Source organism: Rothia nasimurium, from assembly GCF_014217215.1.
GTDB classification, from domain to species: Bacteria; Actinomycetota; Actinomycetes; order Actinomycetales; family Micrococcaceae; genus Rothia; species Rothia avistercoris.
This window is the reverse complement of sequence record NZ_CP056080.1, coordinates 2,253,474-2,267,556: the sequence shown is the minus strand read 5'-3', so window position 1 is coordinate 2,267,556 and position 14,083 is coordinate 2,253,474. Positions and strand designations below refer to the sequence as shown.

General features: G+C 60.3%; 12 protein-coding genes. 4 read left to right on the top strand and 8 right to left on the bottom strand.

Annotated elements, in window-relative coordinates:
* Positions 1-49 precede the first annotated feature (49 nt).
* Entirely contained in the window at positions 50-988 is a 939-nt protein-coding gene (locus tag HWU94_RS10275; RefSeq protein ID WP_185173637.1) for an ornithine cyclodeaminase family protein, read from the top strand.
* Between the two features lie 137 nt (positions 989-1,125).
* On the opposite strand, the gene HWU94_RS10270 is transcribed toward HWU94_RS10275, so the two are convergent.
* On the bottom strand, positions 1,126-2,046 hold the full coding sequence (locus tag HWU94_RS10270) for a DUF308 domain-containing protein (RefSeq protein WP_185173636.1): 921 nt from the start codon (positions 2,044-2,046) through the stop codon (positions 1,126-1,128).
* 262 nt (positions 2,047-2,308) lie between these two features.
* Between HWU94_RS10270 and HWU94_RS10265 the strand changes: the two genes are divergently transcribed.
* Both HWU94_RS10265 and HWU94_RS10260 read left to right on the top strand, forming a co-directional pair.
* A complete protein-coding gene (locus tag HWU94_RS10265; protein WP_135012930.1) occupies positions 2,309-3,604 on the top strand; it encodes an adenylosuccinate synthase in 1,296 nt (431 codons plus the stop codon).
* Positions 3,605-3,730: 126 nt separating this feature from the next.
* The gene (locus HWU94_RS10260) at positions 3,731-4,489 is read left to right on the top strand and encodes a CorA family divalent cation transporter (protein ID WP_185173635.1); all 759 of its coding nucleotides are present in this window, start codon (positions 3,731-3,733) and stop codon (positions 4,487-4,489) included.
* A gap of 4 nt (positions 4,490-4,493) precedes the next feature.
* On the opposite strand, the gene HWU94_RS10255 is transcribed toward HWU94_RS10260, so the two are convergent.
* The 5 genes from HWU94_RS10255 to HWU94_RS10235 all read right to left on the bottom strand — a co-directional run bounded on the left by HWU94_RS10255 (position 4,494) and on the right by HWU94_RS10235 (position 10,642).
* Positions 4,494-5,627: an ABC transporter ATP-binding protein gene (locus HWU94_RS10255; protein WP_185173634.1), complete on the bottom strand. Its 1,134-nt coding sequence runs from the start codon at positions 5,625-5,627 to the stop codon at positions 4,494-4,496.
* A gap of 39 nt (positions 5,628-5,666) precedes the next feature.
* Positions 5,667-6,968, bottom strand: a complete 1,302-nt coding sequence (locus HWU94_RS10250; RefSeq protein WP_185173633.1) for an ABC transporter substrate-binding protein — start codon at positions 6,966-6,968, stop codon at positions 5,667-5,669.
* Between the two features lie 63 nt (positions 6,969-7,031).
* Positions 7,032-7,976: a carbohydrate ABC transporter permease gene (locus HWU94_RS10245; protein ID WP_185173632.1), complete on the bottom strand. Its 945-nt coding sequence runs from the start codon at positions 7,974-7,976 to the stop codon at positions 7,032-7,034.
* Positions 7,966-8,913, bottom strand: a complete 948-nt coding sequence (locus tag HWU94_RS10240) for a carbohydrate ABC transporter permease (protein ID WP_221625845.1) — start codon at positions 8,911-8,913, stop codon at positions 7,966-7,968. The genes HWU94_RS10245 and HWU94_RS10240 overlap by 11 nt, the downstream gene beginning before the upstream one ends.
* Positions 8,914-9,106: 193 nt before the next feature.
* Positions 9,107-10,642 carry an MFS transporter gene (locus tag HWU94_RS10235; protein ID WP_244955965.1) on the bottom strand — a complete coding sequence of 512 codons (1,536 nt, stop codon included), beginning with the start codon at positions 10,640-10,642 and terminating at the stop codon, positions 9,107-9,109.
* Positions 10,643-10,784: 142 nt separating this feature from the next.
* Here HWU94_RS10235 and HWU94_RS10230 point away from each other — a divergent pair, with 142 nt between their 5' ends.
* Positions 10,785-11,315: a TetR/AcrR family transcriptional regulator gene (locus tag HWU94_RS10230; protein ID WP_185173631.1), complete on the top strand. Its 531-nt coding sequence runs from the start codon at positions 10,785-10,787 to the stop codon at positions 11,313-11,315.
* Here the strand turns inward: HWU94_RS10230 and HWU94_RS10225 are convergent.
* Both HWU94_RS10225 and treR read right to left on the bottom strand, forming a co-directional pair.
* Positions 11,312-12,973 (bottom strand): alpha,alpha-phosphotrehalase, encoded by a 1,662-nt coding sequence (locus HWU94_RS10225; RefSeq protein ID WP_185173630.1) that lies wholly within the window; start codon positions 12,971-12,973, stop codon positions 11,312-11,314. The two genes, HWU94_RS10230 and HWU94_RS10225, sit on opposite strands and share 4 nt — an antisense overlap.
* A gap of 159 nt (positions 12,974-13,132) precedes the next feature.
* Positions 13,133-13,867 carry a trehalose operon repressor gene (gene treR, locus HWU94_RS10220; protein ID WP_185173629.1) on the bottom strand — a complete coding sequence of 245 codons (735 nt, stop codon included), beginning with the start codon at positions 13,865-13,867 and terminating at the stop codon, positions 13,133-13,135.
* Positions 13,868-14,083 lie beyond the last annotated feature (216 nt).

Here is a 14,083-nt window from a genome sequence, read left to right as displayed (position 1 = left end):
CGCCAGATGTCACTACCAACTATCTGCTGATTAGGGATAAGGAGAAAATATGCTGTTTATAGATCAAGACACCGTAGAAAAAGTACTTGCCCCATCGCAAGCCGTTAAGGCTATCCGGCAGGCTCTTGCCAGTGGCTATGACCCGGCCCAGGACTTCCACCGGCAGGCTTACGATATTCCCGGCGGGCAGCTCTTGACCATGCCCTCAGCAACAGCCACTGCTACCGGCATCAAGGTTTTGACCGTCAACCACCACAACGCTGATTATGAGGTGGAACGTATTCAAGGGAATTATTTGCTCTTTCAGGGTGGCTCCCTGAGCCCTGTAGCAGTTATTGACGGTGCCGCTCTAACTTCTATCCGCACCCCCGCTGTTTCTTTGAGCGCTATCTCGCCCTTGATCACAGACTCGTCAGAGCTCCTGAAGGTGCTTATTTTTGGCACCGGCCCGCAGGGGCGCTGGCACGAGAAAGTAGTACGGGACCTTTGCGATAACAAGCGTGAAGTGTTGGTGACCTATGTGAGTCGGAACCGTCCGCACTACCTACCGGAAGACGCACCTGCAGGATCAACTCGACAGTGGGCTCAAGCCGGTAGCGATCGGGCGGGTCTAGAGCTGAGCCAAGCTGATCTGGTTCTCTGCTGCACCACTGCCTCGGAACCGCTCTTTACACGGGCTGACGTGCGTGAAGACGTTATGGTCGTGGCCGTAGGGTCGCACACGCCGGACGCCCGTGAGCTAGACGCTGATTTTCTTGCAAGCGGTCAGGTGATCGTTGAAGACCTTGAAACCGCTCGCCGCGAGGCAGGCGATGTTATTCAGGCAGTTGCTCAGGGAGCGCTTGCGTATGAGGATCTAATACTTCTCAAAGACTGTGTTACCGGCAGCGTCCCTCTAAAACGTACTGCCCCCATCATTTTCAAAACAACGGGTATGGGCTGGGAAGACCTCGTGCTTGCCGAAGAAATCTACCGCCTGGCCTGTTGAGGGCGCTTACCTGCTGATATTCGCCCCGCGACGGCTAAATAGGTATAAAAACACATAAAAGACCCCGTTTGTCTTCACCGCAGTGAGATAAGGACAAGCGGGGCCCACACCAGTCTAGAAATGACTAGACCGAGAAACTACTTATTGCTGTACAGGACGGCGTCGTGGTCAAAATCAGCGGAAACATCAAGAGTAATGCTTGCTGGATCGGCTACACCAAAGGCGATATCAAAGGTGACAGATTCACCGGGTAGGATACGACCGCTAGGTGCTGAACCGATGTTCTGCTCAGAATCAAAAATCTGGTCAATAGCCTTACCACCAGAGTTGCCCTCAGCATAAAACAGAGGCTCAAATGGTTCACTTGTGCCGTTCTCAATTGTCACGGTGAAAGCCACGTAATTAGTCAAAGACTCATCTAAACGCGCAGCATACTCGCTAGGAACATAATCGGTACGAGGTTCAGAGACAGTAAGACGCAGACCATCCTCAAATTCTGCAGTATCGCCAAACTTCAGCACGCCCTCAAGTGAAGACGCAGAACCACTAGAGTCTTCAACAGCAGATTCAGAAGAGGAAGAACCAGAATCAATAGAGGCGACAGCAGAAGGAGTTGCCAAAGTCGATTCAAGCTCTTCTAGGCTCTGCTGGAGTTCGGGGTCGTTGGCCAGGGTATTGCCCACAAAGACAATCAGCACAACGGCTGAAACAATAGAGCCGATAACCGACAAAACAATCGCGACGATTGAAGATACCTTTTCCTTATTTTTCTGGAACAGGCCAACGATGCCGGTTACAAAAGCTGCAAAGAGTAGCAGCCAGCCCAGAATCATGATGCCAGGAATGCAGGCAAGAATAAATCCGAGTATGCCCAGACCTAGGGCTACCAGGCCAACTACATTCTTAGGCTTTTTGCCGTTAGGCTGCTCAGCTGCGCCGTAGGGGCCCTGGTAGGGCTGCTGGCCCGGTGCGGCGTAAGCCCCAGCAGGCGATGAGGGTACTCCGGGCTGATTGGGCTGAGAAGACGGTGTGTTAGGTGTGTATGGGTTTTCGCTCATACTCTCCAGCTTAAAGATAATCTGGGCATACGCTGGCTTTATGTCGGATTATTTCTCGATGATTCCCGGGAACCTGCCACCGGCGTCCGCCCACCCTCTACCGCTAGCAGCGCAAAACCTGGAACACCCACCCAAACACAAACCACCCTTGCTATCCTTAAGAATGGTGTGCCCCTGCGTCCGCGCCGTCTGCACAGGCCGCGCAGCCCCACCCCACCGCCGTGAAACCCGGCGGTGACCACCCTATTCAGGAGTAAGACTTATGCCAGCAATTGTGATTGTAGGCGCCCAGTGGGGCGACGAAGGTAAGGGCAAAGCAACCGACCTGCTCGGCGGCCGCGTCGACTACGTCGTCAAGCCCAACGGCGGTAACAACGCAGGCCACACCGTCGTCGTCAACGGCCAGAAGTTCGAGCTCAAGCTCCTTCCCGCCGGTATCCTCTCAGAAAACGCTGTACCCGTCATCGGCAACGGCGTCGTCGTCAACCCCGAAGCCCTCTTCGAAGAAATCGACGGCCTCGAAGCCCGCGGCGCAGACACCTCCAAGCTCAAAATTTCAGCTAACGCCCACCTGGTAGCGCCCTACCACCAGACCATGGACAAGGTCACCGAACGCTTCCTCGGCAAGCGCGCCATCGGCACCACCGGCCGCGGCATCGGCCCCACCTACATGGACAAGGTAGGCCGCCTGGGCATTCGCGTGCAGGATATCCTCGACGAGTCCATCCTGCGCCAGAAAGTTGAAGGCGCCCTGCGTCAGAAGAACGAACTGCTGGTCAAGGTCTACAACCGCCGCCACGTAGAGGTCGAAGAAATCGTTGAGTACTTCATGAGCTTCGCCGACCGCCTGGCACCCATGATTGTTGAATCAACCCAGCTGCTCAACAAGGCCCTGGACGAGGGCAAGACCCTGCTCATGGAAGGCGGCCAGGCCACCTTCCTCGACGTAGACCACGGCACCTACCCCTTCGTCACCTCATCTAACCCCACCGCAGGCGGTGCCTCCGTTGGCTCCGGCGTTGGCCCCACCCGCATCTCCCGCGTCATCGGTATTCAGAAGGCCTACACCACCCGCGTGGGTGCTGGCCCCTTCCCCACCGAACTCTTCGACGACATGGGCGAATTCCTGCGCACCACCGGTGGCGAGTTCGGCGTGAACACCGGCCGCCCCCGCCGCTGCGGCTGGTACGACGCGGTTCTGGCCCGCCAGGCTGTGCGCATCAATGGCTTCACCGACCTCTTCATCACCAAGCTGGACGTGCTCACCGGGCTAGAGAAGATTCCTGTCTGCGTCGCCTACGACGTGGACGGTGTTCGCCACGACGAGATGCCCATGACCCAGTCGGACTTCCACCACGCCAAGCCCATCTACGAGTACTTCGACGGCTGGACCGAAGACATCACCGAGGCTAAAACCCTCGACGAGCTGCCCGAGAACGCCCGTAAGTACCTTGAGAAGCTGGAAGAGATTTCCGGCTGCCGTATCTCGGCAATTGGCGTTGGCCCCGGCCGCGAGCAGACCATCGTCGTGCGTGACCTAATCGAGGACGAGAAGTAGGGCGGACGTCCGCGCCCCCTCTCCTTACAAGGGGACCAGATTTCTTAAAAAGGACCGCATATTATGCGGTCCTTTTTAGGTTTTAAGGTCCCCTTGCGGGAGCAAGAGAGGACTACGATAGACACCATGCCCTTGCTCAACACACTCAACCACACCACCGGGGCCGTCACCGGCTACGACTCCCTCGCCGACCTTGCCCGGGCCTTCACTCCCGGCACCGATTACGCTTATATCGGCCTGGTTGACCCCTCCCGCGACGACCTCACCACCCTCACCGGCCTCTTCGACCTGCACCCCCTCGCCGTTGAAGACTCCGAGCAGGGCCATCAGCGCTCCAAACTCGATCGCTACGGGAGCACCTACTACCTGGTGCTCCGCCCGGCGATCTACCTCGATGACACCGAAGAGATCCGTTTCGGTGAAACCCACATGTTCGTGGGCGAAAACTTTGTGATTTGGCTTGTCAAAGATGCCCTGCGCTCTGTTGAGACCACCCAGCGCACCATGGACGCGGTCTTCTCGAGCGCCCTGGAGAGCCCCACCATGCAGGCCTACCCACTGGCCTTCCTGCACCGGGTGCTCGACATGCTCGTGGACGGCTACTTTCCCGTCATTGAGGGCCTAGAAAACGACGGCGACGAAATCGAGAACGCTCTGGCGGTGAACTCAACTATCGTGGCTGAGCGGCAGAACGATGACATGAAGAGAATCTCGGCCTGGGCAGCGATCCTGGTGGCCCCCACCGTCATTGGCTCGATTTACGGCATGAACTTCGACGTGATGCCCGAGCTGCACTGGACCTTCGGCTACCCGGCCTCCCTGCTACTGATGGTTGCGGTGTCCTTTGGGCTGTGGGTGGTCTTTAAGAAGAAAGAATGGCTGTAGGGGGCTAGACCAGGTACTCCAGGTTGATTTCGGTTTCGGGGTCGAAGAAGGACGCTCGGATGGGGGTCAGGCGCAGCTCGTCCCCGGGTGCCACATTGTGCTTGCCCAGCAGCCGAACCGCGATAGAGGGGGAGCGTAGCTCCAGGCCAGTCGGGGGCGTCACGTAGGCGAAAGCCTCGGCTCCCAGCTGCTCCACGTGCGTCACCGTGCCCCGCAGGCCGCACACCTCGTCACCCTCGCCCACATGCTCAACTTCCCAGTGTTCGGGGCGCACGCCCACAATCACGGAGCCGCCCAGCACCCCGGTGAATTCAGCGGGAATAGGCAGGGGGCAGAGGAGACCCAAGGACGCCTGGGCTTGGGCGGTAGCCACCCCGTCGGCTTCCCGCCGCACCTCAACCCCGTCGATTAGAGCCATCGCGGGTGAGCCGATAAAACCGGCGACGAAGGTGTTGCCGGGGTGGCGGTAGAGGTGCATAGGCTCGTCGACCTGCTGCAGGATGCCGTCCTTGAGCACCGCCACGCGGTCGCCCATGGTCATGGCTTCGGTCTGGTCGTGGGTGACGTAGACCGTGGTGATGCCGAGCTCCCGCTGGAGTTGGGCAATCTGGGCGCGGGTTGAGACGCGCAGGCGGGCGTCCAGGTTAGAGAGGGGCTCGTCCATAAGGAAAACCTTGGGCTCCCGCACGATAGCCCGGCCCATCGAGACACGCTGACGCTGGCCACCCGACATGTTGGCGGGCTTTACATCGAGCAGGTGCTCGAGCTCAAGAATCTGGGCAGCACGGTTCACCCGCTCTTCAATCTCGGTCTTGGGCAGCTTGGCGTTTTCTAGGGCAAAGGCCATGTTCTGCCGGGCGGTCATGTTGGGGTAGAGGGCGTAGGACTGGAAGACCATGGCCACGTCGCGGTCGCGGGCGGGTTTTTCGGTCACGTCCACCCCGTCGATCATGATGGTGCCCTCGTTGACGGGCTCTAGCCCGGCCAGCATACGCAGGCAGGTAGACTTGCCCGACCCCGATGGCCCCACCAGGGTGAGAAACTCCCCGTCGCGCACGGTGATGTTGACCCGGTTGACGGCGCGCGGCCGCTTGGGGTCGTAGATACGGGAAATATCTTGCAGGTGGACTTCAACCATGGTGGAGCTTTCTGGGGTTCTGGGCGGGGGCGGGGTGATTTAGAGGTTGGGCTTGATGTCGCGGTCGTAGGTGGCTTGCAACTCGTCCTGCAGGGCGGTGAAGACGGTTTCGACGTCCTGACCTGCAACAATCTTGTCGAGGGCCCCGCCGATAGCCTTGCCGCCGCCGTTGATGAAGACGCGGGCGTAGTCCTGGGACTTGGTGTTTTCGTTCAGCTGGCGGATGGCGGTGGCGGCGTTGGGGTTTTCCTTCATGTAGGCGGCCTGTTCGGGCACGTCGGCGGCGTCGGTGCGCACGGGCATGTAGCCGGTGGCCTGGGTGAAGGTGATGGTGTTTTCGGTGTTGGTGATGAAGTCGATGAACTTGACGGCGATCTTCTTGCGCTCATCGGAGATGCCGTCGGGGATAGCCAGGCCGGCGCCGCCGGTGGTGGTGCCGGGCTTGGGGCCGGGCAGGTAGGTGGTGATGAAGTCGCCGGTGGCTGATTCTTTCAGGCCGCCCAGGGAGCCGGTTGATTCGAGCAGGCCGCTAGCATTGCCGATGCCGAATTCGTTGGCTGAATCCTTGACCACGGAGATGTAGCCGTCCTTGACCATGGTCTGCAGGAAGGTGGCTGCTTCGATGGTCTTGGGGGCGGTGAACTTGAGGTCCCATTCGTTGGAGTAGGCGCCGCCGAAGGTCCAGAAGGCCCCCTGGAAGTACCAGTCGAGGTAGTTGGAGCCGTCGGCGACGGTGAGGGCGGGCTTGCCGGTGGCTTCTTTGAGCTTGGGCGCCCAGGTTTCGGCGAATTCCTGCCAGGTGGCGGGGCCGGTGCCGTCGGTGGGCAGGCCTGCCTTTTCGAGGTCGGCGGTGTACCAGTACATGAGCGGGGTGGAGCGGGAGTAGGGCACGCCGTAGTTCTTGCCGTCGTAGGTGTAGTCCGTGAGCAGGGTCTCAACATAGGTGGAGGTGTCGATACCTTCTGACGCCCAGAGGTCGTTGAGCGGGGTGGTGGCGCCGGTGAAGGCGAAGTTGAACCAGGTGACGTCTGAGGCGACGATGACGTCGGGCAGGCCGCCGCCTGAGAGAGCCGCGTTGAACTTCTGCCCGAGTTCTTCGTAGTTCTTACCGCCGTCGATGAGTTCAGCGGGGGTGTCGGGGTTAGCGGCGTTCCAGGCGTCAATCAGTTTCTGCTCGACGTCGCGGGAGGAGCCGGGGTGATTGGACCAGAACTGCAGGGTTCCGTTGCCTTCCTGCTGGGCGGACGCGGTGCCGGTGCCGGTTCCTGCGCAGGCTGAGAGGGCTGCGGTGGTGGCGGCAAGGCCGGCGAGGGAGAGCACGGAGCGGCGGGTGATGTTCATGGTGGTTTTCCTTTGGGTGAGAGGGTGGGTAAGGACGTGGGTGGTCGGGTGAATCGGGGTGGGTTAGCCCTTGACGGCACCTGCTGTGAGGCCCTTAATCATGGAGCGTTGCAGGAAGAGGAAGAGCACGATCATGGGGATGGTGGCGAGTACGGTGCCTGCCATGACCGGGCCCCAGTTGGTGAGGCCCTCGTTCGCCTGTAGCATGGTGAGCCCGATTTGGAGGGGTGCTACGTGGCCGGTGTCTGAGATGAGGAAGGGCCAGAGGTACTGGTTCCATTCGGTGACGGCGGTGATAAGTACGAAGGCCATGAGGGTCGGCCAGCTCATGGGCAGCACCACCTTGAAGAGGGTGCGGAAGAAGCCGGTGCCGTCGAGGGTTGCTGCTTCGATGATTTCGGTGGGCAGGGAGAGGAAGTGGTTGCGCATGAGGAAGGTTCCGAAAGCAACCCCTGCCAGGGGCACGATGATGCCGGTGAAGGTGTCACGCCAGCCCAGCTGCGCCACGAGGGCGTAGTTGGAGATAATCGTGATTTCGTTGGGCACCATGAGGGTTCCGATGACCAGGTAGAAGAGAATCTTGGAGCCGGGGAACTTATAGAAGGCAAAGGCGTAGGCGCTGAGCACACCCAGGGTTACTTTGACGACGACCAGGGTCACGGTGATGATGACCGAGTTGACGAAGTAGCGGGAGAAGTCCAAGGTCTGCCACACGTAGGTGTAGTTTTCGGGGGCAAAGACCTGGGGGATCCAGGTGATGGGGTTGGAGTAGATTTCGGGCCGCAACTTGAGCGAGGTAATCACCACGAAGTAGAGCGGAACAGCGATAACCAGCCCAGCCAGAATCATACCGATGTAACCAAAGACCTTGCCGGTGGCTGAGGTGCCGGGGGTAGAAGCTGCCCGGCGCACCTGGGAGGTACCGGCGTCCTGAAGCTGCTGTTCAGCCAGAGCCGAGCCGGGCTTGGCGGCGGGCAGGGAGCGGGCGCGAGCGATATCAGCGGTCATTGTTTTTCTCCTGCATACGGACCTGCACAACGGTAATCACGAGCACGGCCAGGAACATGATGGTGGCAACCGCAGCGCCGTAGCCTGCGCGGGAATTGACGAAGGTTTCCTGGTAGACCTGGTAGACCAGGGTGGTGGTTGAGGTGCCCAGGGGGCCGCCTGCCGTCATGACGTTGATGATGTCAAAGACCTGCAGGGAGTTGAGCAGCACCGTGATGGACAGGAAGAAGGTGGTGGGGCGCAGCTGGGGCAGGGTGACGCGCCAGAACTTGCGGGCCCGCGGGGTGCGGTCGATTTCGGCGGCTTCGTCGAGGTCCTTGCGAAGGCCCTGCAGGGCGGCGAGGTAAATGACGAAGGTGTAGCCCAGGTTCTTCCAGATGTAGGTCGTGGTAATCATGAACATGGCCCAGCCGGGGCTGGTGTAGAAGGCGGGGGAGTCAAGGCCGACTTTGCCGAGCAGGTCTTGGATCAGACCGTAGCCGGGGTCGAAAACGAACTGAAAGGCTACACCAATCGCTGCACCCGAGATGACGTAGGGGGCGAAGATCAGTGACCGCACCGCGTTACGGCCCTTGAGGGGCTTATCGAGCAAGAGGGCTAGCGCCAGGCCGAGCACCATAGACCCGAAGACTGCGAAGAAGGTGAAGACAGCGGTCTGCCAGACAATCTGCCAGCTTTCGGGTTTGGAAACCCACTCGATGTAGTTGTCGAGGCCGATGAAGGTTGCTGGCCGGGTGGAGGCGATATTCCAGTTGTAGAAGGAAAGCCTGATGTTGTCGATGAGGGGCCGGTAGGTAAAAACCAGGAGCAGGACCAGGTTGGGCAGCAGCAGGGCCGCGCCGATGAGGGCGGTTTTAGCGCTGGTGTGCACGCGGCGGGTGCGCGGCTGGCGGCTCAGGTCTGTGTTCTCAAGACCGGGAATTGATGGTGCAGTCACAAGGGATAACTCTGCACGTGGTAGGTAAACAGTGGTTTACAGCACGATGGACGGACGCCGGCGGCCGGGTTTATTTTGCCCGGCGAGTAGGTGACGGACAGGTTACGCCGCGTCCGTCCTCCTCTGTGAGGGACCGCAAAACTTAAAAAGGACCGCAAAATATGCGGTCCTTTTTAAGTTTTCCGGTCCCCTTTTACATCTTCACCCCGCGCAGGGTGCGCACCACCATTACGGCGCAAATCAGCATGAGCACTATGCCAATGGCCGAGGTGTAGACCACGCCGGAGTCGAAGGCGTGCTGGGCCGAAGCGAGCAGGGCCGCGCCGGTTTCCCCGCCGATGCGTTCGGCGGTTTCCACAGCCCCGCCCAGGGTCTCGCGGGCGGCGTCCGCGTCCGCTGCACTAACCCCCTCGGGCACCACCAGGTGGGCAACATAGGCCGCGTTCAGGATCGACCCCAGAATCGCCGTACCCATAACCGAGCCTGTTTCGTAGGCGGTTTCCGAGATAGCGGACGCCGCACCCGCCTTGTGCGGGGGCACAGCGGCCAGGATGATGTCGTTGGTCAGCGTCTCAGCAAAACCAATGCCCACACCGAGCAGGGCGAAGGCGACCAGAATACCGGTGTCTGATCCGGAATCGGCGGTGAAGAAGACCAGGGTGAAGGCCGCTGCGTTCATGAGCAGGGCGCCGGCAATCACGATCCAGGGCTTGACCACCTTGACGATGTACACCACGACCAAGCCTGCAATGACGGTCAGCACCAGGCCGGGCAGCAGCACCAGGGCAGCGCTAAAGGGGGAGTGGCCGCTGACCAGCTGCAGGTGCTGGGAGACGAAGTAGAGGAAGCCGACCAGGGAGAAAATGGCCATGAGGTTGGTGAGCACTGCGCCGGTGAACTGCTTGTTGGTGAAAAGGCGCACCTCCAGCATGGGGTTGGTGCGGGCCAGCTGACGGCGGGTGAAGGCAACACCGCAGGCGGCAGCAATTAGCAGCAGGACGACGGTGAGCAGGTCGAAGCCGTCGTGGGCGAAATGCTTGATGGCGTAGACGAAGGGGGTCATGGTCGCCATAATCAGGGCGATGCTGACGAAGTCGATGGTGCCGGGGTTGGGATCCTTAGAGTTGGGAATCAGCCAGAAGCCCAGCAGGAGCATGGGCAGGAGGACGGGGACAGCCATGAGGAAGACCGAACCCCAGTAGAAGTGCTCTAGCAGGAAGCCGCCGACGACGGGGCCCAGGGCTGCACCGCCAGCAAAGCCGGACGCCCAGATAGCGATGGCGGTGCGGCGTTCGGTGGCATCGGAGAACATGTTACGGATAATCGAGAGCGTTGCGGGCATGAGCATGGCCCCGAAGATGCCCATGCCGGCGCGGGCGGCAATGAGCCAGGCGGCGGTGGGGGCGAATGCTGCGGCTGCCGAGATGACGGTAAAGCCGAACCCGCCCAGCAGGAGCATGGTGCGGCGGCCAAAGCGGTCACCCATGCTACCTGCGGGGATGAGCAGGCCCGAGAGAATCAGCGGGTACACATCGTTAATCCAGAGCAGCTGGGTGCCGCTGGGGGAGAGCTGGGCCGAGATTTCGGGCAGGGCAAAGGCGAGCACGGTGTTGTCGACAGAGACCAGGAGCACCGGCAGCATAAGGACGGCCAGGGCCGCCCAGCGGCGGGAGTAGGGTGCTGTGGTGGGTTCGGTGACGGCTCTCATCTGGCCGGTTGCGGGGTGCATGTCTGCTCTTTCGTGAGGACGGCTACCTGGGGTTGGGTGCCCGCTGGGTGCGGGTGTTGCGTCGGTAGCTTTAGTTCAATACAGATTACTGTACCGTCTGGACGGTTTTGTTTTCAAGTGCTAGCCCGGTAGGGTTGAACACATGAGTTCTCGCGAAAAAATCCTCGACGCCTACGAAGCCCTGCTCATTGAAGAGGGGGAGCGGGCGGCGTCCATGAACGCTATTGCCTCCCGTGCCGGGGTGTCGAAGGGTGGCCTGCTCTACCACTTCCCCGATAAGAGCGCCTTGATCGACGGGCTGTTGGAGCGGGCCTGGGCGCTCGCTGAGCGGGATTTCAAGGCCATGGCAGATGACCCTGCCGGGGCCTGCGCCTACTATGTGCGCACCTCCATGTACCAGGACACCCCTTTTGATCGGGTTTTTGTGGCCGCCTCGCGTCTGCGTCAGGACGCCGCCGAGAAGGTCGCCGGGGTCTATGACAGGATCCAGGGTCGCTGGTTTGAGATGATTCGGGCCGAGGTGCCCTCGGATGCGGTGGCGCGCGCTATCTTGCTGATGGGGGACGGGCTCTACTACAACGCGGCGGTCGCCAGTAGTGAGTCCCGCCCCAACCTTGCCCTCAGTGGCGACATGGATGCCCTGCTGGAGATCGTGGAGCAGCTCAAGGGCTAGCCGGCCAGTACCGCTACCGCCTCATAGGGCCGCAGGGTAAGGGTACCTGCGTCAGTGGCGGCGTCCAGTGCGGGCTCATTCTTGTAATTACACAGGAGCGCCGACCCCGCCGCGAACTCCGCGGGCAGGTGCACGGCGGCGTCCTCACCGTAGAAATTGCAGAGTACCAGCAGGCGCTGGCCCTCGTGCTCGCGCACAAAACCGTAGACGCTCTCGTGCTCCCGGGCAAAGGGCTCGTAGGACCCCTCAGCAATCAGGGGCATCTCGTGGCGCAGGCGCACCAGCTCCCGGTAGAAGGGCAGAATGACGCCCTCCGCCTCTTCGCGTTCAACGTTAATTTCAGTCTGCGAGGTGGGCATCAGCCAGGGCTTCACCTGAGAGAAGCCGGCGAACTCAGAGGCGTCCCACTGCATGGGGGTGCGCGAGTTGTCGCGGGACTTCTTGGTGACGATACGGAAGGCTTCGTCCTCGCTCACGCCGCGCGCCCGCAGAATGTCAAAGGCGTTGTGGGATTCAACGTCCACGTAGTCAGCCATCGACGAGTAGACCGGGTCAACCATGCCGATTTCTTCACCCTGGTAGATGTAGGGGGTACCGCGAGTCAGGTGCACGGCGGCAGCGAGCATGGTGGCGGACTCAGCGTGGTAGTGCTCCACATCGCCAAAGCGGTTGATGGCGCGCGGCTGGTCGTGGTTGTTCCAGAAGGACGCCTGCCAGCCGCCCCCTGCCTGGATACCGACTGCCCAGTCGGTCAGCAGGCCCTTGAGCGCCATGAAGTCGAAGGGCACGTCAGACCACTTTTCGGCCCCGTCATAGTCCACCTTGAGGTGGTGGAAGGAAAAGACCATATCCAGTTCTTCATTAGCCGGGTTGGTGTAGCGCACGCTGCTGTCGATGGTGGTTGACGACATCTCACCCACGGTCACGGTGCCCTCGGTGTCGCCAAAGGTGGCCCGGTGCAGCTCCTGTACCCAGGGGTGCACGCGCTCGGTGTCGGTGTAGATGAGCTTGTCATTTTCGCCGGGGGCGGCGTCCCGCAGGTCCTCGGCCTTGCCAATCACGTTGAGCACATCGAAGCGGAAGCCGCGAACTCCCTTGTCCTTCCAGAAATTGACTACCTTGAAGAGCTCTTCGCGCACCTTAGGGTTGTGCCAGTTGAGGTCTGCCTGGGTCACGTCGTAGAGGTGCATGTAGTAGAGATCGGTGTCGCCAAACTGTGACCAGCAGGGGCCGCCGAACTTGGACTCCCAGTTGGTTGGTAGGGAGCCGTCCGCCTGTGCTGGGCGTAGGTAGAAGAAATCCTGGTACTCCTTCTCCCCAGCCAGTGCCCGCTGGAACCACTCGTGCTCGGTAGAGACGTGGTTGAGTACCATATCGAACATAACCCCGATGCCCTCGCGCCCCAGGGCAGCAATCAGCTCTTCGGCGTCCGCCATGGTGCCCATTGCGGGGTCTACCTCGTAGTAGTTGGCGATGTCGTAGCCGTTATCGTTTTGCGGTGAGACAAAGAAGGGGTTGAACCAGACCATATCCACGCCCAGCGAGGCAATGTAGGGGACCTTCTCGATGATGCCCCGCAGGTCGCCTATGCCGTTGCCGCTCGAATCGTAGAAGGACTTGGGGTAGACCTGGTAGATGACCTTATCGTGAAAGCTCATGGTGTGCTCCAAAGGGTAGGACGCCGGTGCTGGGGCGGGTGCGCCCGGTGGGTGGGGCTGGGGTAAAAGAAAAGAAGCGCACCCCGCCAAGCGGGATACGCTCCTTAACCTTACCTGTCTAACAGGTTCTTCAGTCTGTATTGCAGCCGATTTGGAACTTTATTCAGAAACCGGAATTTCCTGGCGGCGGTGCGCGAAGTCCAGGTAGCGGAACTTGTCGGCGCGGTGGCGGGAGATGGTGTACTGGAAGGCGGTGCCGTCCTCAAGCACGGTGATTGAGGTGGTTACCGCAACGTACTCGCCAGCGTGCAGGTTCAGGTACTTGGCGTCGTTGGGGGTGGCCTGCTCGATGGTGATCTGCTTGGCAGACGAGACGATGTTCAGGCCCAGCTCACCCTCGAAGTAGTGGTAGAGGGAGTCCTCGGCGACCTCGCGGGGAATCTCGGCAACCACGCTCTTGATGATGTAGTCGTGGTCGATAATGGCGGGAGCACCGTCCATGTGGCGCACGCGCATGATGTGGGTGACGGGAACCTGCTCAACTGAACCGTCGGTCAGAGCCTGGAAGGGTACGTGGGGTAGCAGGGCGTCTTCCAGCTCGATCAGTTCGGTTTGGGTGTCACTGCTGGCTGACTCGGCAAACTCCTTGTAGCTCACCAGTGAAGACACGGGAATGGAGTAGCGCTTGTGGTCGATGACCAGGGAGCCCTTGCCCATGATGCGCTGGATGTAGCCACGATCGGTCAGAATAGCCAGGGCCTTGCGGGCGGTCTCACGGGAGACATTGTACTTTTCGGTCAGCTTCTTTTCGCTGGGTAGCAGATCGCCCACGCCGTACTTGCCTTCATCAATGTCACGAGCCAGGTCGTGGTAGATGCGTTCAAACTTTCCCATTTGGTTCCCCTAAGTAACAGGTGCAAGAGCACATTGTGCGAGATGGAGTGAGCGTTATACACGGTGATTGTGTTTCCCTATAGTCTAGGACTCGCGTGGGGTGTTTGCGAGAGACACACATGTAAATGTATGTCACACGTTGGTCAGGCTGCTTACATGCAGGTTTTAAGCAATCGGGGTACTCTCTGGCTTGCGAAAATACCGGTTAGCGAGAGC

What these genes read in the sequence shown, in the direction of transcription:
- HWU94_RS10275 (WP_185173637.1), top strand. Translation starts at nt 50, where the DNA reads ATGCTGTTTATAGATCAAGACACCGTAGAAAAAGTACTTGCCCCATCG.
- HWU94_RS10270 (WP_185173636.1), bottom strand. Translation starts at nt 2,046, where the DNA reads ATGAGCGAAAACCCATACACACCTAACACACCGTCTTCTCAGCCCAAT.
- HWU94_RS10265 (WP_135012930.1), top strand. Translation starts at nt 2,309, where the DNA reads ATGCCAGCAATTGTGATTGTAGGCGCCCAGTGGGGCGACGAAGGTAAG.
- HWU94_RS10260 (WP_185173635.1), top strand. Translation starts at nt 3,731, where the DNA reads ATGCCCTTGCTCAACACACTCAACCACACCACCGGGGCCGTCACCGGC.
- HWU94_RS10255 (WP_185173634.1), bottom strand. Translation starts at nt 5,627, where the DNA reads ATGGTTGAAGTCCACCTGCAAGATATTTCCCGTATCTACGACCCCAAG.
- HWU94_RS10250 (WP_185173633.1), bottom strand. Translation starts at nt 6,968, where the DNA reads ATGAACATCACCCGCCGCTCCGTGCTCTCCCTCGCCGGCCTTGCCGCC.
- HWU94_RS10245 (WP_185173632.1), bottom strand. Translation starts at nt 7,976, where the DNA reads ATGACCGCTGATATCGCTCGCGCCCGCTCCCTGCCCGCCGCCAAGCCC.
- HWU94_RS10235 (WP_244955965.1), bottom strand. Translation starts at nt 10,642, where the DNA reads ATGCACCCCGCAACCGGCCAGATGAGAGCCGTCACCGAACCCACCACA.
- HWU94_RS10230 (WP_185173631.1), top strand. Translation starts at nt 10,785, where the DNA reads ATGAGTTCTCGCGAAAAAATCCTCGACGCCTACGAAGCCCTGCTCATT.
- HWU94_RS10225 (WP_185173630.1), bottom strand. Translation starts at nt 12,973, where the DNA reads ATGAGCTTTCACGATAAGGTCATCTACCAGGTCTACCCCAAGTCCTTC.
- treR (WP_185173629.1), bottom strand. Translation starts at nt 13,867, where the DNA reads ATGGGAAAGTTTGAACGCATCTACCACGACCTGGCTCGTGACATTGAT.